This is a genomic window from Paenibacillus pedocola, assembly GCF_031599675.1.
In the GTDB taxonomy this organism is placed as follows: domain Bacteria; phylum Bacillota; class Bacilli; order Paenibacillales; family Paenibacillaceae; genus Paenibacillus_AQ; species Paenibacillus_AQ pedocola.
Genome location: NZ_CP134223.1, coordinates 2,333,390 through 2,360,304, shown reverse-complemented (window position 1 = coordinate 2,360,304; position 26,915 = coordinate 2,333,390). Strand labels below are relative to the sequence as shown.

Below are 26,915 nucleotides of genomic sequence, written 5' to 3'. Positions count from 1 at the left end.
TCATAGAATTTTTCTATGTTATCGTTAAACTAATAGAGGGGGAGTGTACGGAATGAATCTGAATTTGATCAAACTGCAAATTGTGGAACTGCTGTATAAGCATAAGAAAATAACTACGGTAGCCGATGAGCTCGGGCTGAAGCAGCCAACCGTAACCTATCATCTGAAGAATCTGGAGCAGCAGCTTGGGGAGAAGCTGTTTGAATCCAGAATGGATAAAATGATTCTGACCGAAAGCGGAAGAGCTTTTCTTCATTATGCTGTCAAAATCAATGCGCTGGCTGCCGAGGCGGAGCGGGTCGTTAAGGAGTTCAGTCAGGGAGGCCGCGGAATACTAAAAATTGGTGCAAGCTACGTCCCGGCCACCTATATCCTGCCCAAAATCCTTAGCCTGTTCGGGGAGCAGCATCCGGGAACAACGATATCGCTATCCGTGAAATCTTCACCCGACATCAAAGAAATGCTGATAAATCAGGAGATCGATCTGGGGATCCTGTCGACGGAATCCTTTTACCTGCCCAGTCTGCACAGCCAGTCTTTATGTGAAGATGAGCTGGTGCTGGTATTTGCCCCCAATCATGAATTTGCGGACCGGTCCGAATTAACCCCATCCCTGATTTCATCGGCGGATTTCATTCTGCATGATATGCAATCCAGTACCCGGCAAATGACCAACAAATGGTTTGAAGCCTGCGGGGTTGAGCCCCGCGTCCATATTCTGCTCGATTCTCTGGAGGCCATTAAGCAATCACTAATGAGCGGCCGGCATGTGTCTTTCATTTCACGGCTTGCGGTAGCTGATGAAGTTGCAACAGGCAAGTTAATGATGCGTCCAATTCCAGAATACCATTTTCAGCGGCATATCTACTATTCCTATAACCGTGACCGCCACTATTCGCCGCTTATCGGATTATTTATCGCGCTGATGAAGACGCTTAACATGTGAGTAGCTCATTTTCCGAGTTTTGGTTTCTTCTTCCATATAGTATAATATACTTCATCTGGTAGAGAAAGGATGCTGAAATATAACATGAACTTTACTGAATATCCCTACGAACGTCCCGATGTCGACAAGCTTAAGCTTGAATTCACCTCACTCCTGAAAGGCCTGGAAGCAGACACCTTAGAGGAACAAAAGGCTTCCATCGTCGCGCTCAATGAGCTGCGCAGCGAATTCGATACTCTGCAAAACCTTGTTTATATCCGCCATTCCATCAATACTGAGGATGCGTTCTACAAGGCTGAGCAGGATTTCTTTGATGAGATTGTCCCTATCTTCCAGGAATACATAACGGACTTCTACAAGGGTATCGTTAACTCCAAGTATAGAGCTGAGTTCGAGCAGGAGTGGGGGAAGCAGCTATTCGCTCTTGCAGAGATCTCTCTGCGGACGTTCAGCCCTGACATTATCGAGGACCTGCAGCTGGAGAACAGGCTGTCTACGGAATACACCCAGCTCATTGCCTCGGCCAAAATTATGTTTGAGGGTGAGGAACGGAACCTGTCGCAGCTCGTTCCATTCGAAATGTCGCTGGACCGCGACCTGCGTAAACGCGCGTTTACTGCGAGATATGACTTTATGGCCGAGCATGAAAGCGAATTTGACCGCATTTTTGACGAGCTGGTTAATGTACGCACGAGGATTGCAAGGAAGCTAGGCTATCCCAGCTTTGTTGAGCTTGGCTATGACCGGATGAACCGTACGGATTATGATGCCGGCATGGTTGCAGGCTTCCGCAAACAGGTGCTTGAGCAAATCGTTCCGGTAGCCCAGAAATTGAAGCAGCGTCAGGCGGAGCGCCTGGGTCTTGAAACGCTGAAGTTCTATGATGAGAGCCTTACCTTTAATAGCGGCAATGCCACGCCAAAGGGCGACCCGGAGTGGATCTTGGCTAATGGTGCGAAAATGTATAAAGAGATGTCGCCCGAAACGGACGAATTCTTTACATTTATGCAAAACAACGAGCTGATGGATCTGTTAAGCAAAAGCGCCAAGCAATCCGGCGGCTACTGCACCTATCTCAACAAGTATCAGGCACCGTTCATTTTTTCTAACTTTAACGGTACCGCTGAAGATATCGATGTATTGACCCATGAAGTAGGCCACGCCTTCCAGGTATATACCAGCCGCAGCCTGCTTGTGCCCGAGTACGCCTTTCCTACCTACGAAGCCGCTGAAATCCACTCGATGAGCATGGAGTTTTTTGCCTGGCCGTGGATGAACCTGTTCTTTGAAGAAGATGCGGATAAGTACCGGTTCAACCATCTGGCGGGCAGCCTGGAATTTATTCCTTACGGCGTTGCCGTTGATGAATTCCAGCATTATGTATACAGCCACCCTGAAGCGACGCCGGATGAGCGCAAACAGGCCTGGAGGGATATTGAGCAAAGGTACTTGCCGCACCGCGACTACGGCGGTAACAGCTACTTAGAACACGGCGGATTCTGGCAGAAGCAGACCCACATTTTCCGCACTCCTTTTTACTATATTGATTATACATTGGCCCAGCTCTGCGCCTTCCAGTTCTGGAAACGCTCAGGTGAGGATTTCGCGCATGCCTGGAGTGATTACTTGACGCTCTGTAAGGCTGGAGGCAGTAAGTCCTTTGTTGAACTCGTAGAGCTGGCCGGACTCATTTCACCTTTCCAAGACGGCTGTGTCAGCTCTGTTATCGGGGATATCGAGGGCTGGTTGAACTCTATCGACGACAAGGCTCTATAGGCGTAACGCTTAATCACTTCTCTAATACCTGTATAGCACAAAGAGACGGCAGACTCCTGCCGTCTCTTTGTGTTGAATAGGATCAGGCTATAAGCCCGGGCTTGTCCTGCTCAACAGTCCAAATCCGCTTTATTCCAATCCATGCTCTTTACGGATATTGTACATCCCCTGAAGCAGCAGCTCGGAAGGGTCGCGGTTCAGCTGATAATGCGTATAGAGCAGCTGAAGCGGAATCGCGCAGACATTATTGCCTTCGGTGATTTCCGGGAAGCCTGCTTCAAAAACAGGACCGTGAGTTTCGTTAAATGCCAATCCTGCATGCACTTTTTCCGGTGCAAATTCTTCTTCTACTGTCTTAATGCACAGCGGAATTACCTGATTGTCAATAACCGCCTTAGCCTCGTCTTCACTCTCCGGCTGTTTAGGCAGCGGCTGGCCTCCCTTGGTCTTCATCATTTCATGGAAGAAGGAGGATACCCAGACCTCAGGACTCTTATCCGACTGGAAGCGTCCCACCAGTTCACGAAGGAAAAAACCGGTTGAATAGACATCCCCGGACTCATCCTTGACATGATACAGGAACACTGGCCCGTAGGCTTGCAAGTTCAAGACTTGACTATCCACATCTTTAAAATACATTTTCAAAGCCACCATACCATTATGGTGAACCGCCTTCAGAAGCTCATTCCACTTCTCTTCGGTCATCTCGGTCGGGTTGCTGCTTGTTTCCTCATTGACTGTTTCATTATTCATTATTCATTTCACCCCACTTTCTATCATACCACCAAGCGGCTCCAGGTAAAATATAATCATAGGCCGGATCGTCCTCTGCTCCCCGGCCCAAACAGACAGAACCGCACAATGGCGGGCTTTGGCGTCCTATCATGTCGTAATTTTACAATACAGTGAAAACTATTTCATGTAAAATTTTTATAAGAAAGCCACTGGTGTTTCATGGTTTAGCCTAAACAAAAAGACACCATCACAGCTGAAGCTGTGATGGTGTCTGCACCGCTCGAAGGACGCGATAATTTATTTAGCCGCTTTAGCTGCGGCAAGAATGGCTTTTAAGTAGCCTTGGGTATCAACAAGCGTTGCTCCGCTTACAGCGTCTACCACTTGCTCTTTCGTTTTGTAGGTCAGGGTTTGTTCAAGTGATTTGATAGTTTTGCCTGTAGCAAATTTCTCAATGGCGGCCATGTTCTTGTCGTAACTAACTGTGGATTTCGCCTCTTCTTTCATATGCTCGCTATAGTATTCGGCATTAGCCTTTTTGGAAGCCAGAACAACGTTAGGATCTTTATAATTCTGTCCGAAATCCTTATCTGAGTTAGGTACTCCCGTTGCCACATCCGTGCTCAGGAATTGATAGTCGTCCAGCGAAGCAGCTACGATTACGCCGTTCTGAACAACCGCAACCGCTACTGTGAAGCACTTAGTGCCATGGGCTGCAGCCTCTACCCGGCCCACTTTGAGCGGTGCGCTTGCTGCGGAAGATACATTGTTAAGAGCGCCGCTGTTACCAACGCCAACAACCGCCAAAGAAATTCCGGCTACCAACAATAATTTTGTTACTTTTTTCACAACTATTCCCCCAGTCATAGTATTAAAACGCTTACATCCTATATTTATCAAATTCTAGCATTTAATACAGTTACAAATGTTACTAGAAAAATGTAAATGTATGGAATTGCATACGAAATACCCATTGACTATTGTAAAAGACTCGTGATACATTGTGCATACACGGGATACACAATTTTTGAGGAGGTATAGTATGCTGGCACTTGATATTAGAAATTTAAATAAAAGATATCCTCATTTTCAGATCAAAGATGTATCTTTTCAATTGGAGAAGGGCTACATCATGGGTTTTATCGGAGCCAATGGCGCAGGAAAAACAACCACGATAAAATCGATCTTGAACATGGTTCAAGTCGATAGCGGCGAGATATACATTCTTGGCAAGAACATCGCTGATCACGAAATTGAATTGAAGCAGGAAATCGGATGCGCCTTCGGTGATATCGACTTCTATACACGGAGCAAGCTCAAGACGCTGACCGATATTACAAAGAAATTCTATAAGAATTGGAATGATGAAACATACTACAATTATCTAAAGAGATTCAAGCTGGATGAGAACAAAAAAATAGCGGAGCTATCCAGAGGAATGAAGGTAAAGTACAGCTTGGCCCTTGCTTTATCGCATGGCGCAAAGCTGCTCATCCTGGATGAACCGACCAGCGGACTCGATCCTGTCTCAAGAGACGATCTGCTCGATATCTTTCAGGAGCTCATCATGGGCGGCGAGATTAGCATTCTATTCTCTACTCATATTACCTCCGACTTAGAAAGATGTGCGGACTATATAACCTTCATTGAGCACGGGCAAATCATTGCCAGCTCCGAGAAAAACGAATTAAAGGAGTCCTACCGTTTACTCAGCGGCAGCGAAGCCCAATTGAGCGAAGTGAAGGAACATTTGATTTCCTACAAAATCAACTCCTTCGGCTTTACCGGATTGATTCATACCAAAGACATGGATCCACTCTCCAACCTAAGGGCAGCCACGCCGAGCCTCGATGAAATCATGATCTACTTCGCGAAAAAAAAGGAGGATAACTATGTATAATTTGGTGATGAAAGATTTGAAATTAGGAGTAAACCCCTGGTTCTTCGTATTACCCTTAATTATGGGCGGCTTAATGCTTATTCCCGGCTGGATCTATTTTCTCGTACCGCTTTATTTCTGCTTCATAACGGTACCGAACATGTTTGGCGGATTTAAAAGTCAGAATGATTTAATGTTTAGTACAATAATGCCTGTGACCAAAAAAGACATCGTGAAGTCCAGGATAACCGTTATTGTCATTCTTGAACTAGTGCACCTTCTCATTGCGATGATCTTCAGTATATTTACGTTTCGTTTGTATCCTCATCTGACATATTTCTTCTATGCGCCTTATTTGGGCTTTTGGGGGTTATGCTTTATTATGCTTGCGATCTTCAACATCGTATTTATATCCATGCATTACAAGACGGCGTATAAGTATGGCGCGGCAACCACCGCATCCACTATGGCCGCTGTACTTTTTGCAGGAGTTGCCCAATGGGCCGGAATCCAAAGTCCTTGGGTTAACGACATTTTCTATGGCTCCGGCACGGATAATATAGCGCTGCAGCTATCCATTCTGATGGTGGGCCTCGTAATTTTCATCGCATTCACCCTGATTGCCTATCGGATTGCGGTAAAAAAATTCCAAAGAGTGGAGATATTATGAATGTAACGATTTCGAATACTTCCGAGAAACCGATTTATCAGCAGCTTTACGAACAGATCAGCGCACAAATTCTGAAAGGCGAGCTAGAAAGCGGCTTTTGTCTACCGCCCATTCGTCAGGCAGCCCTGGAGCTTAATGTTAGCGTAATTACCGTTAAGAAAGCCTGGGAAGAACTTGAACGAAGCGGTTTGATCAATACGGTAACAGGTAAAGGATGTTTTGTAGCCGAATTCTCACGGGGCGATATGCTGCGGATACGCAACGAAATGATCCTGAAGCAAATGGAGAGCGATACATCCTACTACAAGTCCTTTGGTCTCACCCTTGATGAAGTGATTGGGTTGCTGAACAAGATTTATTAATGCCTCTCTAATCTAAAGGCGTTCGTCGAACGCCTTTTTGCCGTTCCATCCGGTTCCGCAGCTGACATTATTCCGATGCGTTAAACAATTCCCAACACAGGATTATTGGAATCATCAGGATTCCAATAATTGCAATACCACTCCACCGTGTTTCTGATTCCTTCTTCAAGAGAAGTTTCTGCAGACCAATTGAGCATAAATTTTGCTTTTTCTGGTGACAAGTGCTGGTGCAAGATTTCACTGTTTTTTTGATGTTCGTACAGTGGTTCAATATGTTCCAGATTCATGGCACGCTGAATGATCTCAATAACTTGTTTTATGTCCCACAACTTCCCTGTCCCAAAATTAAAGTCGTCACCCTTTCCTTCTTTATCTACAAAATGGTACATAGCCATATATGCGGCAACCAAATCTTGAATATACAAAAAATCTCTCATGTATATTCCGTTTGAAGGAATTCTAATCACTGGAGGCAGTTTTGCGTACAGCCGTTGTACGGTGCCGGGAATTAAGCGGCGGTAATTCAAGTCGCCACCACCATAAATATTGCCGAAACGGCCTACGGCTATTGGCAAATTAAAACTGTGTCTATAACTTTGGGAGATAAGATCGGAACAAGCCTTAGATACATCGTAGGGATTTCTGCCTTGAATAGGCATATCTTCATAATAGGGGAGAATAGGACTGTCACCGTATACCTTGTCACTGGACGCAACTATTATTTTCGATACCTGGTCCTGGTGAACACGGCAAGCCTCCAGTAGATTATAGGTACCCTTTACATTGGTTTCAAAAGTTTGCCAGGGGATTTGGTAGGCCAAGTCTTGAAGGGAAACAGCAGCGAGGTGAAAGACAGTGTTTATTTTGCCGTCTGTAATTGCACGTTCAATCAGGTTGTAATCGGTAATATACCCATAATAGCATCGAATTTCCTTGTCCAATCCCAGCTTTGCAAACTGGCTTCGCGGGTTGAACTCGCTCAAGATAGTGGTTACTTCAGCACCTTGATCAACGAGGTGACGAGTTAGCCAGGCGCCTATAAATCCGGAAGCCCCTGTTACTAAAGCACGGCAATCAGATAAAGAGCGTTGCATCATCAATACCTCCCAAGTGTTTTAGTTAAGCCGGAGACAAAGGTTGGATTATCCATTTTTGACGATGATATACCTATTAATAAATAATTACAATATCTTTTTAAGATACAACGGGTAGTCAATGTTAGATTCGTGCAGTACCTAGCTTGATATCAGTGAAAACGCCTTCATAAGAAAGTTAATTCTCAGGAATTCCCCAGTGGTAAGTTAAGGGGAGCTTCAGTCTAATTCACCAAAAATGTATATCTACACGCAGGAATGATATAATAAACAAGTTCAAGTTGATCTCCAAATCTATGTAAACGAGAGGAGAAACATCCATGAATACGAAACAATTAGAGCGGATTCAACATGCTAACGGCTTTATTGCTGCCTTGGATCAAAGCGGAGGAAGCACTCCAAAAGCGCTGCTGCAATACGGTATCCGTGAAGACCGTTACACTAATGATCAGGAAATGTTTACCTTAGTGCATGCGATGAGGACACGGATCATCAAAAGTCCCGCGTTTGATTCCAGGCACATTCTAGGTGCCATTCTTTTCGAAAACACGATGGATCTTACCATTGACGGCAAGTTCACCGCCGATTACCTCTGGGAGCAGAAAGGCATTGTTCCTTTTCTCAAAATCGACCAGGGACTGGCCGAGTCTAACAATGGGGTTCAACTCATGAAACCCATCCCCTGGCTGGATGAGCTGTTGAAGCGGGCGGTCCAAAAAAATATTTTTGGAACCAAAATGCGCTCACTGATTAAAGAGGCTAACCCTGCCGGCATTCATGAAGCCGTCGAGCAGCAGTTCGCCTTCGCCAAGCAAATTGCTGAACATGGTCTGGTGCCGATAATCGAACCGGAAGTGGATATTCACAGTGTAGATAAGGCACAATCGGAAAAGATATTAAAGGACGAGCTTTTAACTCACTTATCCACTCTTGGCAAAGACGTAAAAGTCATGCTGAAGCTTTCTTTACCGGCGGAGGACAATTTCTACAGTGAGCTGATCCAGGAACCGCATGTGGTACGGGTCGTGGCATTGTCTGGCGGCTATACCCAAGCGGAGGCTAATGAAAAGCTGGCGCGTAACCACGGATTAATCGCCAGCTTCTCTCGTGCCTTATCACAGGGACTCAGCGACGAGCAGACTGATGATGAATTCAACGCATTGCTCGCAGAATCCACAGAGGCGATCTACGAAGCCTCAATTACCTGAGTCGGTTTATACATTCGAACACCCCCGGACGTTAGTATCTGGGGGCGTTTTTTTCGACTTAGTGCCTCAAAATGTTACCGGTTCATTTCTCGAAAATGCCGATTCATCGATTCGCCCGAACTCCCGTAACAGCAACATGTTGTGAATAGCCCAATTTGCTTTCCACCAGTTTTCCGCTATCGCGAATGTATTCGGGTAATCCGCCCACTGCCACATAATATCCCATACACCCTCGCCAGTTCTCGAATGAAGGATGTATTCAAGCTCCTTTTCCACAATCTCTTCGTTCCCTTTGTAAAAAATACTTGCTGCAGACGATATGTACATGGAAGGCCTCATCGAGTAGACCGGCCACTTGGCGGGATCTCTTTCAATCGCATCATTTACCAACTCCTGCAGCCTTGCTGCAAGTACATCACAATTGTATCTGCCGTTTAACGCTGCCGACTCTGCATCCCGTAGAAAGGAAGCATAACCGCCAAGCTCATGGCTTTCGAGTTGTCCGGACTTACTGAGCTTATCCATCATTTTATCACCAAGGGTCAGGGATTTCTTATACAATCCGGAAGAAGGGTCAGCAAACTTTAAGATAAAACCGGCTAAGCCTGCCGTAGCGTGGAAACCATTGTCGATGTTATTTTGTTCGCTATAGGTATACCAAGGTGCATGGGGAAAATCACTGTTGGATGGTATTGTAAACGGCCAGCCTTGCTCAGAAAACGGTTCACAGTGGTCAAGGTAAGCCAGAATCCCTGTAATTTGAGGATGCTGTGCATCAGCGATCCCGATTTCATAGAGTATGGCAGCCGCAATTCCAGTTGTATACGGTGAAGAATTGGGGTTCCAATTATCCGCATCTAAAGCATGACCATATCCGTTATCACGGTTACGATAGGCCTCCAGAGCCTGAAGAACTTGTTCTGCACTCCCATTCTCAAAATGATATTGCCATCTTGCCAGATCAAGCGGCCGCGCATTCCGGTACATCCACCTTCTGATTTCCTGAAAATCTTCAATGGACAGCTTACTCATTACCGAACAACCTCCCTGTAGATAAGTGCTATCCGTATCGTATCAGGAAACCCTGTCAACTGTATTGCAAAAAACCGACGCTGCTCACCGGCTTTTCTCCCAGCGCGTGACCTCCTCCCGCACCCGGGGAGCTACTTCAGTTCCGAGAAGCCGGATAGCCTCCATGACATCAGCGTGATCCATCGTGCCATGCGGCACATGCAGAAGAAATCTCGTAACCCCCACATGCTTGCGCAAATGAATGATTTTGTCCGCCACAGTCTCCGGGTCGCCAACAAATAAGGCTCCTTCAAAGCTGGCTGCCGCATCATAATCTGCACGTGTATAAGGCGGGAGCCCCTTCTCTACCGCTCTTACATTGGTTCTGGCATACGTCGAAGGGAAAAACTGTTCAATAGCCTTCGGTGTACTCTCCGCGATAAAGCCATGTGCATGCGCCGCAACCGGCAGCTTCATGCTGTCATAGCCCGCCTCAGCTGCTGCTTTTTTATAGAGCTGTACTTGCGAAGCAAATTGCAAGGGACGTACAGGTCCGATCATCGCCAGCGCGAAAGGCAATCCGAGCGCCCCTGCCCGTACCGCTGACTCAGGACTTCCTGCACTGGCAATCCATACCGGCAGAGGCTGCTGTACCGGACGCGGATAAATCCCCAGATTATGTATAGCCGGTCTGTGCTGGCCTTCCCAGGTTACGCTCTCCGATGCCTGGAGCTTCATCAAGAGTTCCAGCTTCTCTTCGAATAAGGTTTCATAGTCTTTCAGATCGAAGCCGAATAACGGAAAGGACTCCGTAAATGAACCGCGGCCGACCATGATCTCTGCCCGTCCATTGGACAGACCGTCCAGCGTGGCAAAGTCCTGAAAGACACGGACCGGATCAGCGGATGACAGAATCATTACGGCACTGGTCAGACGGATCCGGCTGGTCAGGGCTGCCGCTGCAGCCATCACAACCGCAGGAGATGATGCGGCAAAATCCGGCCGGTGATGCTCTCCGACACCGTATACATCCAGACCTACCTGATCTGCAAGAACGATCTCCTCCACTACTTCACGCAGCCGTTCCGCGTGACTCATCGTCTTACCCGTGTTCACATCCGGTGTTGTTTCAACAAACGTGCTTATTCCAAGTTCCACTTTTCCGTTCCCCCAAGCTGTTATCGTTATTAATTCGTTAATAACTTTATTCTATCTTTAAATTGCTGAATATTCAAAATTTAAATTCAATCGAACTATTGATGAAAATAAAAAAGCAGATCGGGCAGTCACTCAAGTGACAACCCAACCTGCTTATAGTAAACTTATTCACCAGCTTGTCTTATTACTTAGCAAGCAGTTCAGAAGCAAGCTTCTCGGCTCCGTCAAATATGGAATAGCTGTACCCCCAGAACTGGTTGAAGTCGATCGGATAAATCGCTTTGTTCTTGACGGCATTCAGACTTTGCAGTGAAGGGTCAGCGTAGAAAGCCTTCAGCGTCTCTTCCGGATCAACACCTCCGGTATAAACCGAGAGCAGCAGAACATCCGGGTTGGTAGCAATCAGCTGTTCCTTGCTGATATCTCCCGTAACGGTACCAAAGCTGTTTTTGAGTCCAAGCAATCCCAGCACATCGCCCGCAAACGTATCCACATTCCCGCTATAGATCGCAATTGCTCCATTTCCGCCGTCGGAAACATAAGCAAAGGTTTTCTCTCCGCTCGCTGCTGTATTATCCTTTAGCGTCTGGGCACGCTGTTTCAATTCCTCGATATAAGCGGCTGCGTTCTCCTGGACATCAAAGATTTGGCCTAGCTGTTCGATATCTTTGTACAGGCTGTCGAGCGTAGCTCCCTTAACGCTGGTGTTCTGCACGAACGTCTTGATTCCCAGCTCGTTTAAGCCCTCAACGGTCCCTACGCCCCAATCCGCATCCGCGTACAGGTCACTGCGTCCCAGAACCAGATCAGGACTTGCGCCGACAACGAGCTCCTTACTGGCATACTCTTTGGAGATGACAGGAATCTTCTTGAACTCTTCCTGGACAGCCGGATCTCCCGCACCGTAAAGCGCGGCAACGCCTACCATTTTGTCTGTAAGTCCCAGCTTGATTAGCAGCTCGGCAGCTCCCTGAGTATTGGCCACTACCTTTTCAGGCGTCTTGTCAAAGGTCTGGGACTTAGCCTTCCATTCTGTTCCTTCACCACTGTTAGTGAAGTTCTCGATTGTAAGCGGGTATACGGTCTTCGTGCTTGGAGCAGCAGTCTCTTCAGCGGCGGTGTTACTGCTATTAGCAGGTGCAGCTGTGCTCGCTGCCGCATTCTCATTCTTCGTGGTCGACGAACATGCGGCAATCATTACCGCCATCAGCAAAACTACCAGCAGCGGTGCGTATCTTTTGAATACATGTCTCATTATCCTTGTCCCCTTTTCTGTATGTACGTAACTCGTAGAATATAGAAAGCAGGCGCATATGTCAATGATAATAATTCTCATTGACAATCATTCTCACTATGAGATATATTTTAAATTAAAACAATCAACGAAGGAGTCTTATGAATGCGATGCAAACTGAGATAGCTGCACAATCAGAACCAAAGCAATCCATTATTAACAGCCGCTACGGATTTATGACAGTTATTATTACTCTATTCATAATCACAATTCTGTCGGCTGGCGCTGCTGTATCCTTTGGACAGGTGGATATTCCCGTCTCACAATCCTACCGGATTCTGCTCCACCACATCACAGGCATCCAAATTGGAGATGTTCAGGATCTGACCTCCGGCTCCTTTGTCGATATCATCTGGAAAATCCGATTTCCCCGGGTACTCATGGCAATGTTCATCGGTGCCGGCCTTACCCTGTGCGGAACAATTATGCAGGCTGCTGTACAGAATCCGCTGGCCGATCCATACATACTAGGTATTTCCTCCGGCGGTTCGCTCGGTGCAACGTTCGCCATCCTGATTGGCTTCGGTTCCATGGGGCTGCTGGGCCAGACGGGTGTAGCCTTCTGGGCCTTCGCCGGTGCAGTCGGTGCTTCACTGCTAGTATTGCTGCTTGCAAACGCCGGAGGCAAAATGACCTCGGTCAAGCTCGTGCTTGCCGGGATGGTCATTAACGCATTATGTACCGCCTTCGCCAATTTCATTGTTTATTTTGCCAACAACGCCGAGGGCATTAAGACTGTTACCTTCTGGACCATGGGCAGCCTGGCCGCTTCAAGCTGGGATAAGCTGCCGCTGATTGCGATAGCCATCGTGCTTGCCGTCTTCTTTTTCCTGCTGCAATTCCGCGTCTTGAACGCAATGCTGCTTGGCGATGAGGCTGCGGTTACACTGGGGATTTCACTCGGCGCCTACCGCAAAACCTATATGATCATTACTGCGCTGATTACCGGCATCATGGTGGCCAGCTGCGGGATGATCGGATTCGTAGGTCTGATTATCCCCCATCTGGTGAGAGGGCTGGTTGGCTCTGACCACCGGAGACTGCTGCCGGCATCCATTCTGTTTGGGGCCATCTTCCTGATCTGGACGGATGTTATCGCCCGGACCATCGTTCCGAATGTCGAGCTCCCGATCGGGATCATTACCGCCTTGATTGGAGCACCTATGTTCATGTACATGCTGGTCAGAAAAGGCTACGCGTTTGGAGGTAAATCTTAATGAACTTAAACGTTGATCACTTATCGGTCTCCTTCTCCACTGTAAATATTGTTAAAGATGTGTCCCTCAAAGTCCGCAATAAGCAGTTTGTCGGCCTGATCGGACCCAACGGCTGCGGCAAATCCACGCTCCTGAAGAGCATTTATAAAGTCATCAAACCGCGGCAGGGCGACGTCTTCCTCTCTGAATTGGATGTTATGAAATCAAGCCCCAAAGTTGTCGCGCAAAAGCTGGGTGTGGTCGGCCAGTTCAACGAACTGAGCTTCGACTTCACTGTACGGGAAATGGTAGCCATGGGCAGAACCCCGCATAAAGGGATGCTAGAGACTGACAATCAGGAAGATCAGAACATCGTCTCCGGTGCGCTGCGCCGGGTTAATCTGGATGGCCATGCAGACCGCAGCTATAATTCATTATCCGGCGGAGAGAAGCAGCGTGTCATTCTGGCCCGTGTCCTTGCCCAGCAGCCGGAATTCATGATTCTAGACGAACCGACCAACCATTTGGATATCAAATTCCAGCTGCAGATTCTTAATATCGTCAAAAAGCTGGATATCGGTATTCTCGCTGCGCTCCATGACCTTACTCTCGCTGCGGAATATTGTGATTATTTATATGTCATGAAAGACGGGCAAGTTGCTGCCAGCGGCAAGCCTGAAGATATTCTAACCAAGGAGCTGATCGGACAGGTATTCGATGTGTCCTGTGAGACTTACCGCAACCCCGTAACCGGCGGACTTGGCATTGCCTATCTGGAGACCAGATAACACCTGAACGATTACTATGTAAAAGAAAAAGAGAGTCTCCTGGTGTAAGGAGACTCTCTTCTTTGTTATGGTTTACTGTCCGGAATGGGGGTTTGCTGCCTGAACAGCAAAAGAACGGCATCGCTGCCGTTCTTCCTGTGATGGACTCTCAGGGGCTCGAACCCTGGACAAATAGATTAAGAGTCTACTGCTCTACCAACTGAGCTAAGAGTCCATATGATGTTGGATTTAATAATATAACCTCAAAGGGAACTCTTATATCATACCTCTCTGAGATCCGTCTGTCAATATTTTTTTAAGCAGATTATAACGTATAATGGAAACAGCAGGACAATCACACGCTGAAACGGAGGACACGGCCTTATGATTATAAAACTAAATTGGATTACGCTTCGGGTACGCGATCTGGAGGCTTCACTTGATTTTTATCACCGGATCTTGGGACTACCCATTGAACGCAGATTTGAGAGCAGAGGAAGACAGATTGTGATGTTAGGGACAGAGGGGCAGCCCAAGATCGAGCTGATTCAGGGAACCGAACAGGCTCTGAAGCCGGAATGCGGAGTGTCCGTCGGGTTCGAAGTAGCGTCTCTGGACCGGGCAATCGAAGAGTTGAAAGGCCAGGGCATCCCGGTAGCGCGCGGGCCGGTTTCGCCGAATCCCAGCCTGCGGTTCTTTTATGTGCTGGACCCGGACGGCTTCGAGGTGCAGATCGCAGAGCATAGCTAGATCAGGCTTCTCAAGTTAAGGATAAATGACAAAGACCGCCCTTTGCTAGCTGCGGTCTTTGTTTATTACTGGTTTTTGCGGGACAGAACATAATAGACCGGAAGTCCGGCCAGAGTAATCCCTATTCCAATAAGAGAGCGCAGCGGATCACTGACAATCGTGCTGCCCAGAATATAGAGCCCGCCTGCCACTCCGATGATCGGAGTAACCGGGTAGAGCGGCACACGGTAACGTCCCTTCGCAGCCGGCATTTTTTTACGCAAGATGAATACACCAAACACACCCATGGTAAAGAAAATCCATAATACAAATACCAGCAAGTCCGTCAGGGTGTCAAAGGTTCCCGAGAAAATATAGATCACCGCCAGCACGCTCTGAAAAATAAGCGCATTGGCCGGAGTCTGGAACTTGGGATGGATGCTGCGGAGTACACGGGAAAAAGGAATCTGATTCTGCTCCCCCATTACCAGGGGCACCCGCGCAGCGGTCATTAAGTAACCGTTCAGCGCACCTAGTACCGACACAATAATTCCCGCCGTAATAAAAGCCCCGCCGCCGCTTCCGAATAACGCCTCTGCCGCGTCAGCTCCCGGAGTCTTGGAAGAAACAATCTGATCGTAGGGCAGCACCTTGAAAATTGCAATATTGAACAAGACATATACTGCAATAACAAATATAACCCCGATTGAAATGACTTTTGGCAGTGTCTTAACCGGATCTTTGATTTCTCCCGCCATATTGGTCACCCCGATCCAGCCGTCATATGCCCACAGAGTACCCAGAACCGCCACCCCAAAACCCGTACCCGCTGCAGATGCCCCTATCCCCCCAAAACCGGGAGCCAAATTTGAAAAGAGACCGACACCGATGATACCCGCCACCGGAATCAGCTTGCCAACAGTCGCAACAGTCTGAATAATCCCTCCGAATTTGGTGGCAATGACGTTCATGACGAGGATAAAAGCCAGAATCGAAACCGCCAGCAGCTTCTGCTGCCAGTCATTCATCGGCAAAAAGTAGCCAGAATAGGTAGCAAATGCAATCGCAAGCGCTGCTACTGAAGCAGGATAAGAGATGACAGCCTGCACCCACCCCAGCAGGTATCCGAACACGCCCCCATAAAGTTCACCCAAATAGGTGTACAGACCGCCGGATTTGGGAATAGCGGCTGCAATTTCCGCTACGCTCAGTGCAGAAGCCAGAGTAATGATTCCCCCCACCCCCCAGGCCAAGATACTCAGCCATGGTGTACCGGCATTATTCAGCACAATACCGGGCTTCAGGAAAATCCCTGACCCGATAATCATTCCTACAACAATGGCTAAAGCTTCAAAGAAGGTTACAGTTTTTTTCAGCGGTTTAGTAGTATTCATAGTAATTTTTTTATTCCTTCCTATCACGATTTGCTTCTTTCACCTCATATTAACATGAAGTGACAGATTCGAAAGCGAACTAACTCATTTCCAGGGCAACTTTGGTTATAAACAAACTTACCGTTGTAACATCCATTCTTTGGAAATATAATGAAGCGTATCGTTGAGAGCGCTTTAATAGAGTGACACTCTAACCTGTAAATCATTTAAGGAGGCTTATAAGTTATGCTGCAAATTCCAGGCGTTACCGACTGTTCACCGGCAGAGGTGGGGTATGACGCTTCAAGAATCGGCGTATTGAACGCCCATTTTCAGAAGCTGATCGAGGACAATAAACTCCAGGCTGCATCCTATTGTGCCTCAAGGTACGGAAAGACATTTATGCACGGAGCTATTGGCCCCCTGTCATTCCGTGAAGACCGGCCGGAGCCGCTGCTGCCGACAACCGTTCATAATATTGCATCGATCACCAAGGCAGTTACCTCAGTCGCAGTCGCCAAACTTGTTGAGGACGGAATGATCCGATTTAACACCCCAGTTGGTGATATACTTGAACCTTTTAAGGTGGCGCCTTTTGACAAAATCGATATCTACAGCCTTCTGACCCACACCTCGGGGATGTTTCCCGACTGTGCGGAGAGCCTGGTTCCCTATCATAAGTCTTATTGGCAGGTAATCGATGAGTATTTCGAAAAATTCACTCCTGAGGACGGTGAGCCGGACTGGATCAAAGCTGCGCTAAGCTGCGGTCTTAATAAACAACCGGGTGAGGAATGGCAATACTGCTCATTCGGTTTTTGCCTGCTCGGAGAAATCATCAAAAAGGTGACGGGTATAACCGCTGAACAATATATAGAAGAGCAAATTCTGAAGCCTCTGGGTATGAAAGATACGGCCTGGGAACTGACTCCTGAATTGGCCAGACGGGCCATTATCAGAAACGAGCGGCACGAAAAGCGGTTGAATGATATCGTCGACGGTAAGCAGCCTGAATACTCGCAGGCGGAAAAGCTGTGGGATACCGTGTCCAGAACCGGAGGTGGTCTTATCTCAACTCCAGCCGATCTCATCCGGTTCGCCAACATGCTTTTGGGGCTGGGAACGCTTGAGGGTACCCGTATTATCGGCCGTAAAGCCGTCGAAAAAATCACGACCCGCACCTTGTACGGAATTCCTGATCACTGCTGGGGAGCCAATGAAAGCGACCGGAGCTATGGCATTGGACTGGATATGCGGAGAGGTCCCGCTTACCTCTATTCAGAAACCACTTATTTTCATGAAGGTGCAGGGGCCTGCTGTATGGTCATAGATCCCACAGAGCAGCTCGCTGCTGTATGGTTTGTGCCATTTACCGGTGATAACTGGTACGCAGAGGGATTATATAATGTAACCAATATTATTTGGTCAGGGCTCACTTAATGAACAGCTTAAAATACAATTGGCAGATTTGCCGGACGGTGGCGGGCGTAACCTATAAAGAATGGAGTGCCTACCGCACTCATTCCATGGTGTCCATCATCGTCGGCCCTGTATACTTTATGGTGCAATATTTTATCTGGACGGCAGTATATGGAGACCATTCTTCGCTTGGCGGTATCTCTCTTCCCCAGATGATCCGGTATTTCGGTGCTACTGCGCTGATCGGTTACCTGATTATGGATTTTGCCGATTGGAACTTATCCATGCTTGTGCGCACCGGTAAGTTTCTGACCTTTCATTTGCGCCCGATTCATCACCGTTCTTTCGCCTTGTTTCAAAAAATCGGACACCGCTCGCTGGGCTTCCTGTTTGAATTTCTGCCCTGCCTGCTGATCTTTATTTTTATTTTCGGTGTCGATATGCGGCCGGTGAGCTTTCCTTGGACGATTCTAAGTGTGCTGCTTGCCTTTATGATGAATTTTTATGTGAACTACACGATTGGCCTGACTTCCTTTTGGCTTGTCCAATCCAATGGAATACGCAGTGCATTTATGCTGGTGTCGGGCATTTTTTCAGGTGCGCTAATTCCCCTGGATTTTTTCCCGCACTGGCTTCAGGTAACCCAGTTCTTCCTGCCGTTTCAATACATCGCCTACATGCCTGCAATGGTATTCACCGGACACTATTCGCTTGGAGGCCTTGAGCTTTCCATTCAGCAGGCTGTGGGCGTGCAGGCAGTTGCTGTGTTCATTACCTTCGGAATCAACGAGCTGGTCCGCCGTCTGGCGATGAAGCAGTTTACCGCAGTCGGCGCGTGATTGCCCCATGAGAGGATAATTCTGTACATGAAACGGTATCTCGAGGTTTATAAGCAGTGCATGTATTCTGCTATACAAGCAGCTGCAGCTTATCGCATGAATTTCATCATCAGCAGTCTGATCACACTGGTCGGCAATACTCTGTTTCCTCTGGTGACTCTGCTTATTTACCGGGCCGGCACCAGCTTTCCCGGCTGGAGCTTATATGAGGTACTATTGATCCAGTCTGTATTCACCATGTCCAGCGGCCTCTCGAGCCTTATTTTTGGCGGTGTGCTCTGGACCACCATGTCCCATATCCGTGAGGGAAGCTTCGAAGTAATTCTGCTAAAGCCGCTGAATCCGCTGTTTTTCATTATCGCCACTACATTTTCTACCGATAGTATCGGCCTGTTTCTGGGTGGTGTTGCGTTATTCATCTTCTCCGTTATCCAGGCAGGTGCCATTCCGCTGCTCTTCTGGCTTCAATTTATGGGGCTGTTCATCGCCGGAACGGCGGTCCTCGCAGGATTATCGCTGATGATGGCCGCAATGTCCTTCAAATGGGTGGGCAATTCGAGAATATCAGAGCTTGCTGACAGCGTGCTGAATATCGGAAAGTATCCATTGCCTGTTTTTCCGAAGGCTGTGCAGGCTGTAGCTACGATGATTATTCCTGTGGGAATGGTGGGCTTCCTCCCCGCTTCCGCGCTGCTTGGCCGGGTGCAGGCCAGGGATTTCATTGCAGTATTGCCCTGCTTGTTATTCCTGGCGGCAGGGGTATGGGTGTACCGGCATATGATCAGATTGTACGAGGGGGTAGGCGGATGATGCCGGTGATTGATGTGAAGCATTTGACCAAAACATATACAACCTATAAGCGTGGGGCAGGCGCGGGGCAGACGATCCGAAGCTTCTTCCAGCGCGAAGAAGTGGTAATCCATGCTGTCAACGATATCAGCTTTGCCATCAGCCAAGGGGAAATCTGCGGTATTCTGGGTCCTAACGGGGCGGGAAAATCAACCGCGATCAAAATGCTCTGCGGCGCGCTATATCCTACAAGCGGAGAAATCCAAGTGCTTGGTTACTCCCCTGCCAAGGACCGGAAGCGTTATGTCGGCAAAATCGGAGCCGTCTTCGGCCAGAAATCGCAGCTGATCTGGGACATTCCGCCGATCGACAGCTTCAACATGAACAAGGCAATCTATGGGATCACCAATCAGGATTTCAAACACCGTTTGGAAGAGCTGACTGAGCTGCTGGATATTGCCCATGTGATCGAAAAGCCAACCAGAGTGCTGTCTCTGGGTGAACGCATGAAATGCGAATTCGTTATGGCTATGCTGCATCAGCCGGACATTTTGTTCCTGGATGAGCCGACTATCGGGCTTGATGTGATCGCCAAGGTCAAAATCCGCGAATTCATCCAGCAGCTGAATCAGAAGCGGAATATGACCTGTATTCTGACTACTCATGATCTTGAGGATGTGGAAGAGCTTGCCCACCGGGTTATTGTCATTAACCATGGGGAAAAAGTTTTTGATGATTCGCTGCAGCGGCTGAAGCTGTTTCTCGGGGAGAAGAAGCGAGTCAGCTTTACTTTTGCGGACTCTGCCGGTAAAACGGTTTTCGATAATGCCTACACCAAGGTAATTGATCGGCCGTCGGATTTTCAAATTACACTTGAAGTGGACACAGCCCAGATTTCCATTAGTGATTTTCTGGAAGACATCTCCCGAAAGCACCGCTTCTCCGACATTTCCGTCAAAGAACTGCCGATTCAGCAGGTGGTGATGAATATTTATGAAAATGCGGAGGGTGTGCCGGGATAGGCGATTCTTAGTTGCCTTAAGAAAAATAAAAGATCCGTTCCCGAAGTCGGGAAGGATCTTTTATTACTATTTGGCCATCGTTTTAGTTGAACCCTGCATTAATGCATTGAGAGCTGTATCATCCCCTCCCGGATTCCAGCCTTATTTTGTTAAAAGCACGCGATGTACCCCCTTGCTGCCCCCTGGTGCCGTCCCTATATATAAATATCCGTTATGGCTTGCAGCCGTAGTTACACCATATAATTCGCCTTCCGGATCATGCCAGCTTCCAAGAAGCTCTCCCTCCGGACTGAACTCCGCAGCGAGTCCATGCTTAACCGGTGCGCTAGCACCGCTGAGCAGAAACTGCGGTACTTTGGCGATGGTACTAGCCAACCATGGACTGCTATGCATCTGATCTACAAAAGAAAGGCGAGTCGTGAAGATACCTACCCAGAAATGACCTTGGTCATCACGCGTAATGTTGTCTGGAAAGCCTGCGATATTATCAGCAAAAATATCAGAGGTACCTTTATTCGGTCCTTTGAGCCAATATCTGGTCAACTGGTAATGATAAGATTCCGCCACAAGTACAAAGTCTTCATCCGCGGACAAAGCAACCCCGTTTGCAAAATAGAGGCCTTCTAACAGGACGGTCGTCTTCTTGGTTATGGGATCGTACTTCAGCAAACGTCCATGCGGCTTGTTCTCGGCAATTTCTTTGAAGGTCACGATACCATAATTCGAAGTATCAGAGAAATAAATGGAGCCGTCCTTGGCAATATCAAGCTCATTCGCTAAATAGATGGGCTTGCCGTCCACTTTATCGGCCAATACCTCAATACTTCCGGATGGATTAATAGACAGCAGTCCCCTCTTGACATCCGTAACGATCAAATCGCCGTTGGCATCGAATATAAGCCCATTCGGTGTTCCTTTGGTGTCTGCAAACAGCTGGGCTTTTTGGGGATTGCCCTCTGCATCGAAAGGAACCTTGTAAATTTTCCCGTCTGAATCTCCTGTAAATAGCTGGCCCTCTTTATCGAAAGTAATGAATTCCGGGAACTGGGGAGCATCAGTAACAAGCTGAGCCGAGCCGAGTTTGTTATTCTGTTTCCAAGGACCCGCTTCCTCAAAAGAGGGAGCAACGGGTGCGGACCACTGTACCGGCTGGACCGGTGAAGGAATAAGCAAGAACACGAGTAATCCTAGAACGAGCACTGCGAGAAGGGATAGCCCCCATCTGTATATCCTAGCACGCGGTGAGCGTACAGGACGATTTACGCCTTCAGCAGATTTAACGGAGCTAACTGGTTTGTTGGGCATTAGAGTGCCTCCTATGTCATTTTAGTTGTGTAGCTTTTGTTGTGTTGTCCTCTCTGCAAGATCAGATGTCCCTTCAGTTGTCATTGTGTTGCTCTCCCTTCGAAACTTCGTTATATTTTAGAAACACCGTTACCATTACTCGAAAGGAATGTTCTGTTCTCATGTAAGTTAAGAATTACGATCATGGTAACACTGTTTCCTAATGGAATCATTGTATCCAGTGCTTTTTTAAAAGTCAATATATTCTTTGAGCCTTTATCGTTTTATTGACAAGTGAAGGACAACTGTATACAATTCCTGCTAAGAGAGATGGAAACTATGTTTCCTGAAGAAAACATGATAACCGAAGGTGGATGATGATGAGCGACCAAGATGCCTCCTCCAATACAAACACAAGAAAGCTGAAAACCTACCAGGAAGCCCGTATGCAAAATACTGAAAATCTCCGCAAGCTCGTTGTTGATGCTGCCGCAACGCTTTTACAGGAAGAGGGCCCGGAAGCCGTTACGGTCCGCAAAGTATCCCAAAAAATGAATTGCTCGACAAAAATCATTTACAGCTTGTTTGTTAATAAGGAGGGCTTGGCACAACAGTTATATCTGGACGGTTGCCAGCTGCTTGCTAACGAATTCGAGAGGACGCCGAAGGCTGCTGACCCGGCACAGCATTTGCTGAATTTCGGCGAATCCTTTTGGCAATTCGGACAGGACTACTCCAGCTATTATAAACTGATGTTCGGAGGTGCTTTCGCAGATTTCAAACCGGACGAAGAAAGCTTGCGCGGTACCGTCACAGCTATGAGTCAATTATCGACCGTGATCAGCAATGCGCAAGAGCAAGGATTAATTACCGGCCAGTACGACACCGAATCCGTTATTCGCATATTCTGGGCTTCCCTCCATGGCGTCATTCATCTTTACATCGGAGGACACTTGGGAGACGTACAAGCAGCCTATACCATATACAAGCACACATTGTCTTTGATTGTCGGCTCATTGTTTCCAGATCATAGCGGCCTTCGTTGACCCAAACCTAATGGAGAGGTATAAGCGGGTACGGTCCGATAGCTCTGAAATAAATGCTGATTAGCGAAATAAGGTCTATGGGTTAGATCTTCGCAATTGGCATTGGCACCCGGGGCTGCGGCGGTTGTTGGTTAAATACAAAAAAAGAACGGCATCGCTGCCGTTCTTACTGTGATGGACTCTCAGGGGCTCGAACCCTGGACAAATAGATTAAGAGTCTACTGCTCTACCAACTGAGCTAAGAGTCCGTATGATGTTATTGGTGGAGCCAAGGGGGATCGAACCCCTGACCTCATCGCTGCCAGCGATGCGCTCTCCCAGCTGAGCTATGGCCCCATGATGCATATTTTAGAACTACATTATGTACTCTAAAATCAGGTGTGAGCCGTAAGCTCACTCGCTTCGTGAACCTTAAGTTCCGTAGGCGACTTCTATATAATATAAAAAATCGCCCTCGGTGTCAACACTTTAATAAAAAAGTTTTTAGGAGAAGCTCTACAGCCCCTCCAGCTCTCCTGTGTTCTTGGACAGCAGTCCCTTCAATTCCTTCATGAACATGTTGATGTCCTTAAACTGGCGGTATACGGAGGCGAAGCGGACGTAGGCAACCTCGTCAACCGGATAGAGCTGCTCCATCACCAGCTCGCCAATTTGGCGGCTCTCTATTTCCGCTAAGGCGATACCCCGCAGCGACTTCTCAACCTCGGAGACAATGGATTCCAGGCGCTCTACGGACACAGGGCGCTTCTCACAGGCGCGGATCAGGCCGCGCAGGATTTTGTCGCGGCTGAATTCTTCGCGGCTGCCGTCCTTTTTGATTACGATCAGCGGGGTCTCTTCAATCATCTCGAAGGTAGTAAAACGCTTGCTGCAGCGCTCGCATTCACGCCTGCGCCGGATCGATTTATTCTCGTTGGCCGGACGCGAGTCAAGCACTTTGGTATTCGTGTGATCGCAGTAAGGGCATTTCATAAGCTCAGGTCACTTCCTTTTGCATTAATATGGGAGGCCTTAGCGGCCACATTCAGGTTTCGGAGCTGTAATTCTTTTTTCCATAAAACACCGTTTTATTGTTGTTATGAATCTGGCGAGAGCAGCACATAATACAGTTACCAACCGATAGGAGGTGAACAGCAATGAGCCAAAACAGCAGCAACAACCTGGTAGCTCCAAATTCACGCGGTGCCTTGGAACAACTTAAATACGAAGTTGCCCAAGAATTAGGTATCACTCTTTCCCCAGACGGATACCAAGGCAATAAAACTTCTTACGAAAATGGTTCGATCGGTGGTTACATCACTAAACGTCTTGTAACTCTGGCTGAACAGTCCCTGGCAGGTCAATTCAAATAACCTGTCCCCAATAAGCTTGCCTAAAGAAGTATTAAACGGCTAACCGTCGTTTAATGCTTCTTTTTTTTAGAACTCGCTGTAAATCTCCGTGTACTGATTATAATAATAAATTACGCGCTGAACGTAGTGCCGGGTCTCGCCGAATGGAATATCCTTCACAGAACCCTCTGTGCCGTCCCAGTCGCCATCATCCAGCCAGCGCTGCACTTTACCGGGTCCGGCATTGTATGCAGCGATTACCGCAGTACGGTTGCCTTCAAACTGGCGGGAGAGCGAGGATAAATACCAGGTTCCCAGTTCAATATTTGCCGAGGGCTCCTCCTTCAGCTCGTCCAGCGACACATCGGGCAGCTTGGCCTTTTCAAGCGCCCATTTGGCCGTGTCCGGCATGAGCTGCATGAGGCCCAGTGCGCCTTTTCTGGATTCCCGGCCTGTCTTAAAATTGGTCTCCACGCGGATAATGGCTGCCACTAGAAACGGGTCCATCTCATAAGTGATACTGTGCTTACGGATTTCATTCTTATAATGAATGGGATAAAACAAAGACATCCAGTTGGTGCTCAGGAACAGAATTGCAGTAAAGCCAACGAATAACATGAGCAGTACTCTTTTTTTACGCAGCCAGCTCATGATAACCCCAGCCTGTCCCATAGCGCCGCTACCTGCTGTTCAGTATGGGTAAGCCCGCCGCTGTTGTCGATAACGTAATCCGCTCTTCTGCGCTTCTCTTCGATATCCATCTGGGCATCCAGCCTGCCAGTGGCTTGCTCAAGAGACAATCCGTTACGCTCCATTAGTCGGGCTAGCTGCACCTCCCGGGGCACATACACAACGGTTGTCATCTTGAACAGATTGTCCAGCGCTGATTCGTAGAGCAAGGGTATATCCACGACAATCAGTGACAGTGGATCTTCTTCTTCCAACGCATACATCGTTTCTTTGATCTCCTGGCGGATCGCAGGATGTGTCAGGTCATTCAGCACCTGCAGGGCAGCCTGGTCCTGAAAGACGATTTCTCCCAGCGCAGCCCGGTTTAGTGTTCCGTCCGGCAATAATATGGTTTGGCCAAAATGCTCCACAGCAGCAGCCAGCACGGGATGCCCCGGGAGCATGACCCCTCTTGCGATTACATCAGCATCGACGAGCCGTGCCCCTTTAGCTACAAATAGTGCGGAGACGGTGCTTTTTCCGGAAGCAATGCCTCCGGTTAAGCCCATAATCATGTACTCACCTCATAACAGCTTCATTATTCCCATAGCAATTAATAATAACGCCGGCAGAGCAGCTGCATGCTTCATCCAGAAGCTCCCCGACAGCTTTAGACCGGTTTTCATTCCCAGCAGTAAGAAGGTTCCGCTGAACAGGGCGATCATCAGTGAAGTCGGGACCGGGCTAAACCCAAGCAGCGCAGCACCAAGCCCCGCACCAAAAGCGTCCAGGGACAGCGCAATACCGAGGATCACCGCCTCCATCGAGGAAATACTCCCTGAGTCATCCATGTCGGCGGAAGAAGGCGTGCGGAGAATCTGTATCACTACTCCCAAATGCCGCAGCTCCAAAGAAAAAACTGCTGATTTGTGGAGCCAGTCTTCGGCCGGTTTCACGGACTCTTCATTTGATGGATCAGGTTGCGCCTCCGGTCCCTGCGGACTGTGCTCCCGTTCCTTTTGCATCAGCATCTGAATCAGGGACCAGCAGCCCATTAAGACGAGAATAACCGCTCCAATCATGGAGGCGGCATCCGGTGAAACAACCTTGGCTAATAGTACACCTACCTGCATAGAGACACAAATGACTATCCCCGAACAGAGCGAGATAATCAGAATGGACAGCAGCGGTATCTTCATTTTGCGTAATCCATATGTAATGCCTACACCAAAACCGTCCAAACTAAGCGCAAAGGCCAGTAGCAAAAGTGAAAACAATGGGCTGATCACCCGCAATCCCTCCCGTGAAGAAACGGAAGTCCGGCGGATACATCCGCTCGGTTCCGTTACCTTGATTCAGCATTCTTCACACAGTATATGGGCGGGACGGGCAGTCGGTGCCTGACTTATTGCGGCAGCATGGACAGGTAATAGTGTATAGTGCCTGTGGATTAGGAGCATTCCAGGGTTAATTCTTATTTACAAATACAGATAAAGGCTGGCAGTTCGGACAGATATGCGTGCCCCGGCCGCCTACGACGCTTTTCTCAATCAGGGTACCGCAGGTGCTGCACGGCTGATCCTTGCGGCCATAAATGAGATGCTGCTGCTGATAGCTGCCGCTCTCTCCCTGGCCGTTGACATACGATTTCACGGATGAGCCTCCGGCATTAACAGCATCCGTCAAGGTTGCTACAATCGCATTATGCAGCCTGCCGAGCTGCTCGTCCGACAGCGACTTCGCTGTCTCCTCCGGATGAATTCCCGCGCGGTGCAAGGACTCATCTACATAAATATTACCGATGCCGACCACATATTCCTGATTTAACAGCAGCGGCTTGATTTTGGTGCTCCGGCCTGCGACGATTTCCTTGAACCGTTCCAGGGTAAATGAAGCATCCAAGGGCTCCTGCCCCAGCTTGTTCAGCGGTTTGAGCAGCAAATCCTCACCCGGCTGAAACAAATGCATCGTACCGAATTGGCGTACATCCGTGTAACGGAGCTCAGTACCGTCGGTAAAATGGAAAATGACATGCGTATGCTTGTCCAGCGGATCGTCCTTTTGAAAGAGCCCGTAGCGGCCTTCCATCCGTAAATGGGAGACCATCACCAGCCCATCCAGCACAAACCGCAAAAACTTGCCTCTGCGCTCAACCGTAACAATGCTTTGGCCCGCCAGCATATTGGCAAAAGCCTGTATATCGTCCGGACGCTGAATAATCCGCGGCAGCCGGACGGTGACGTGCTCTATCTGCTTGCCTGTAATTAAATCGTTAAGGGTTCTTCTGACTGTTTCGACTTCCGGTAATTCCGGCATTA

General features: G+C 48.1%; 28 protein-coding genes and 3 tRNA genes. 15 read left to right on the top strand and 16 right to left on the bottom strand.

What is annotated here, in order from left to right; translation table 11 throughout:
- The first annotated feature begins 52 nt into the window (after positions 1-52).
- Positions 53-946, top strand: a complete 894-nt coding sequence (locus QU597_RS10050) for a LysR family transcriptional regulator (RefSeq protein ID WP_310832504.1) — start codon at positions 53-55, stop codon at positions 944-946.
- Positions 947-1,030: 84 nt separating this feature from the next.
- Positions 1,031-2,722 carry a M3 family oligoendopeptidase gene (locus QU597_RS10045; RefSeq protein ID WP_310832503.1) on the top strand — a complete coding sequence of 564 codons (1,692 nt, stop codon included), beginning with the start codon at positions 1,031-1,033 and terminating at the stop codon, positions 2,720-2,722.
- Positions 2,723-2,851: 129 nt separating this feature from the next.
- Here the strand turns inward: QU597_RS10045 and QU597_RS10040 are convergent, their stop codons facing one another.
- Together QU597_RS10040 and QU597_RS10035 are read right to left on the bottom strand one after the other, a co-directional pair.
- Complete coding sequence (locus QU597_RS10040) at positions 2,852-3,475, bottom strand: hypothetical protein (protein ID WP_310832502.1); 624 nt, start codon at positions 3,473-3,475, stop codon at positions 2,852-2,854.
- 279 nt (positions 3,476-3,754) lie between these two features.
- The gene (locus QU597_RS10035; RefSeq protein WP_310832501.1) at positions 3,755-4,306 is read right to left on the bottom strand and encodes a hypothetical protein; all 552 of its coding nucleotides are present in this window, start codon (positions 4,304-4,306) and stop codon (positions 3,755-3,757) included.
- 193 nt (positions 4,307-4,499) lie between these two features.
- On the opposite strand from QU597_RS10035, the gene QU597_RS10030 reads away from it, so the two are divergent.
- The 3 genes from QU597_RS10030 to QU597_RS10020 are packed head-to-tail and all read left to right on the top strand — an operon-like array spanning position 4,500 to position 6,368.
- The gene (locus QU597_RS10030) at positions 4,500-5,357 is read left to right on the top strand and encodes an ABC transporter ATP-binding protein (RefSeq protein WP_310832500.1); all 858 of its coding nucleotides are present in this window, start codon (positions 4,500-4,502) and stop codon (positions 5,355-5,357) included.
- Complete coding sequence (locus QU597_RS10025) at positions 5,350-6,006, top strand: ABC-2 transporter permease (RefSeq protein ID WP_310832499.1); 657 nt, start codon at positions 5,350-5,352, stop codon at positions 6,004-6,006. The genes QU597_RS10030 and QU597_RS10025 overlap by 8 nt, the downstream gene beginning before the upstream one ends.
- Positions 6,003-6,368, top strand: a complete 366-nt coding sequence (locus QU597_RS10020; RefSeq protein ID WP_310832498.1) for a GntR family transcriptional regulator — start codon at positions 6,003-6,005, stop codon at positions 6,366-6,368. Before QU597_RS10025 ends, QU597_RS10020 begins: the two co-directional genes overlap by 4 nt.
- A gap of 80 nt (positions 6,369-6,448) precedes the next feature.
- On the opposite strand, the gene QU597_RS10015 is transcribed toward QU597_RS10020, so the two are convergent.
- The gene (locus QU597_RS10015) at positions 6,449-7,465 is read right to left on the bottom strand and encodes a GDP-mannose 4,6-dehydratase (protein WP_310832497.1); all 1,017 of its coding nucleotides are present in this window, start codon (positions 7,463-7,465) and stop codon (positions 6,449-6,451) included.
- A gap of 317 nt (positions 7,466-7,782) precedes the next feature.
- Between QU597_RS10015 and QU597_RS10010 the strand changes: the two genes are divergently transcribed.
- On the top strand, positions 7,783-8,670 hold the full coding sequence (locus QU597_RS10010) for a fructose bisphosphate aldolase (protein WP_310832496.1): 888 nt from the start codon (positions 7,783-7,785) through the stop codon (positions 8,668-8,670).
- A gap of 66 nt (positions 8,671-8,736) precedes the next feature.
- On the opposite strand, the gene QU597_RS10005 is transcribed toward QU597_RS10010, so the two are convergent.
- The 3 genes from QU597_RS10005 to QU597_RS09995 form a co-directional block, all read right to left on the bottom strand.
- A complete protein-coding gene (locus QU597_RS10005; RefSeq protein WP_310832495.1) occupies positions 8,737-9,702 on the bottom strand; it encodes a hypothetical protein in 966 nt (321 codons plus the stop codon).
- Positions 9,703-9,786: 84 nt separating this feature from the next.
- On the bottom strand, positions 9,787-10,839 hold the full coding sequence (locus QU597_RS10000; protein ID WP_310832494.1) for an LLM class flavin-dependent oxidoreductase: 1,053 nt from the start codon (positions 10,837-10,839) through the stop codon (positions 9,787-9,789).
- A gap of 184 nt (positions 10,840-11,023) precedes the next feature.
- Positions 11,024-12,094 carry an ABC transporter substrate-binding protein gene (locus QU597_RS09995; protein WP_310832493.1) on the bottom strand — a complete coding sequence of 357 codons (1,071 nt, stop codon included), beginning with the start codon at positions 12,092-12,094 and terminating at the stop codon, positions 11,024-11,026.
- 149 nt (positions 12,095-12,243) lie between these two features.
- Between QU597_RS09995 and QU597_RS09990 the strand changes: the two genes are divergently transcribed.
- Positions 12,244-13,350 carry a FecCD family ABC transporter permease gene (locus QU597_RS09990; RefSeq protein WP_310832492.1) on the top strand — a complete coding sequence of 369 codons (1,107 nt, stop codon included), beginning with the start codon at positions 12,244-12,246 and terminating at the stop codon, positions 13,348-13,350.
- Entirely contained in the window at positions 13,350-14,117 is a 768-nt protein-coding gene (locus QU597_RS09985) for an ABC transporter ATP-binding protein (protein ID WP_310832491.1), read from the top strand. The genes QU597_RS09990 and QU597_RS09985 overlap by 1 nt, the downstream gene beginning before the upstream one ends.
- A gap of 141 nt (positions 14,118-14,258) precedes the next feature.
- Here the strand turns inward: QU597_RS09985 and QU597_RS09980 are convergent.
- Positions 14,259-14,331 (bottom strand) — tRNA-Lys (locus QU597_RS09980).
- Between the two features lie 149 nt (positions 14,332-14,480).
- On the opposite strand from QU597_RS09980, the gene QU597_RS09975 reads away from it, so the two are divergent.
- Positions 14,481-14,846, top strand: a complete 366-nt coding sequence (locus QU597_RS09975) for a VOC family protein (protein WP_310832490.1) — start codon at positions 14,481-14,483, stop codon at positions 14,844-14,846.
- A gap of 65 nt (positions 14,847-14,911) precedes the next feature.
- Here QU597_RS09975 and QU597_RS09970 read toward each other — a convergent pair whose 3' ends face one another.
- Entirely contained in the window at positions 14,912-16,219 is a 1,308-nt protein-coding gene (locus tag QU597_RS09970; RefSeq protein WP_310832489.1) for an APC family permease, read from the bottom strand.
- Positions 16,220-16,444: 225 nt separating this feature from the next.
- Between QU597_RS09970 and QU597_RS09965 the strand changes: the two genes are divergently transcribed.
- From QU597_RS09965 to QU597_RS09950, 4 genes are read left to right on the top strand one after another with little or no spacing between them, the layout of a single operon-like run.
- On the top strand, positions 16,445-17,638 hold the full coding sequence (locus tag QU597_RS09965; RefSeq protein WP_310832488.1) for a serine hydrolase domain-containing protein: 1,194 nt from the start codon (positions 16,445-16,447) through the stop codon (positions 17,636-17,638).
- Positions 17,638-18,456 (top strand): ABC transporter permease, encoded by an 819-nt coding sequence (locus tag QU597_RS09960; RefSeq protein WP_310832487.1) that lies wholly within the window; start codon positions 17,638-17,640, stop codon positions 18,454-18,456. The genes QU597_RS09965 and QU597_RS09960 overlap by 1 nt, the downstream gene beginning before the upstream one ends.
- A gap of 27 nt (positions 18,457-18,483) precedes the next feature.
- The gene (locus tag QU597_RS09955) at positions 18,484-19,266 is read left to right on the top strand and encodes an ABC transporter permease (RefSeq protein ID WP_310832486.1); all 783 of its coding nucleotides are present in this window, start codon (positions 18,484-18,486) and stop codon (positions 19,264-19,266) included.
- Positions 19,263-20,267, top strand: coding sequence for an ABC transporter ATP-binding protein (locus QU597_RS09950; RefSeq protein ID WP_310832485.1), 1,005 nt, complete (start codon positions 19,263-19,265; stop codon positions 20,265-20,267). Before QU597_RS09955 ends, QU597_RS09950 begins: the two co-directional genes overlap by 4 nt.
- A 141-nt stretch (positions 20,268-20,408) precedes the next feature.
- Here the strand turns inward: QU597_RS09950 and QU597_RS09945 are convergent, their stop codons facing one another.
- Positions 20,409-21,572, bottom strand: a complete 1,164-nt coding sequence (locus QU597_RS09945; RefSeq protein ID WP_310832484.1) for an SMP-30/gluconolactonase/LRE family protein — start codon at positions 21,570-21,572, stop codon at positions 20,409-20,411.
- A gap of 359 nt (positions 21,573-21,931) precedes the next feature.
- On the opposite strand from QU597_RS09945, the gene QU597_RS09940 reads away from it, so the two are divergent.
- A complete protein-coding gene (locus tag QU597_RS09940; RefSeq protein ID WP_370656258.1) occupies positions 21,932-22,597 on the top strand; it encodes a TetR/AcrR family transcriptional regulator in 666 nt (221 codons plus the stop codon).
- Between the two features lie 175 nt (positions 22,598-22,772).
- Here QU597_RS09940 and QU597_RS09935 read toward each other — a convergent pair.
- From QU597_RS09935 to nrdR, 3 genes are all read right to left on the bottom strand, one after another.
- Positions 22,773-22,845: transfer RNA gene (locus QU597_RS09935), tRNA-Lys, on the bottom strand.
- Positions 22,846-22,857: 12 nt separating this feature from the next.
- Positions 22,858-22,933: transfer RNA gene (locus tag QU597_RS09930), tRNA-Ala, on the bottom strand.
- Positions 22,934-23,092: 159 nt separating this feature from the next.
- Positions 23,093-23,569 (bottom strand): transcriptional regulator NrdR, encoded by a 477-nt coding sequence (gene nrdR, locus QU597_RS09925; RefSeq protein WP_054939889.1) that lies wholly within the window; start codon positions 23,567-23,569, stop codon positions 23,093-23,095.
- Between the two features lie 164 nt (positions 23,570-23,733).
- Here nrdR and QU597_RS09920 point away from each other — a divergent pair, with 164 nt between their 5' ends.
- Positions 23,734-23,949 (top strand): alpha/beta-type small acid-soluble spore protein, encoded by a 216-nt coding sequence (locus QU597_RS09920; RefSeq protein WP_236333456.1) that lies wholly within the window; start codon positions 23,734-23,736, stop codon positions 23,947-23,949.
- Positions 23,950-24,015: 66 nt separating this feature from the next.
- Here the strand turns inward: QU597_RS09920 and QU597_RS09915 are convergent, their stop codons facing one another.
- From QU597_RS09915 to mutM, 4 genes are all read right to left on the bottom strand, one after another.
- Positions 24,016-24,579, bottom strand: coding sequence for a lytic transglycosylase domain-containing protein (locus QU597_RS09915; protein WP_310833270.1), 564 nt, complete (start codon positions 24,577-24,579; stop codon positions 24,016-24,018).
- Positions 24,576-25,172: a dephospho-CoA kinase gene (gene coaE, locus QU597_RS09910; protein ID WP_310832482.1), complete on the bottom strand. Its 597-nt coding sequence runs from the start codon at positions 25,170-25,172 to the stop codon at positions 24,576-24,578. Before coaE ends, QU597_RS09915 begins: the two co-directional genes overlap by 4 nt.
- 9 nt (positions 25,173-25,181) lie before the next feature.
- Complete coding sequence (gene ytaF / locus QU597_RS09905; protein WP_310832481.1) at positions 25,182-25,886, bottom strand: sporulation membrane protein YtaF; 705 nt, start codon at positions 25,884-25,886, stop codon at positions 25,182-25,184.
- Between the two features lie 178 nt (positions 25,887-26,064).
- Positions 26,065-26,913: a DNA-formamidopyrimidine glycosylase gene (gene mutM, locus QU597_RS09900; protein ID WP_310832480.1), complete on the bottom strand. Its 849-nt coding sequence runs from the start codon at positions 26,911-26,913 to the stop codon at positions 26,065-26,067.
- Positions 26,914-26,915 lie beyond the last annotated feature (2 nt).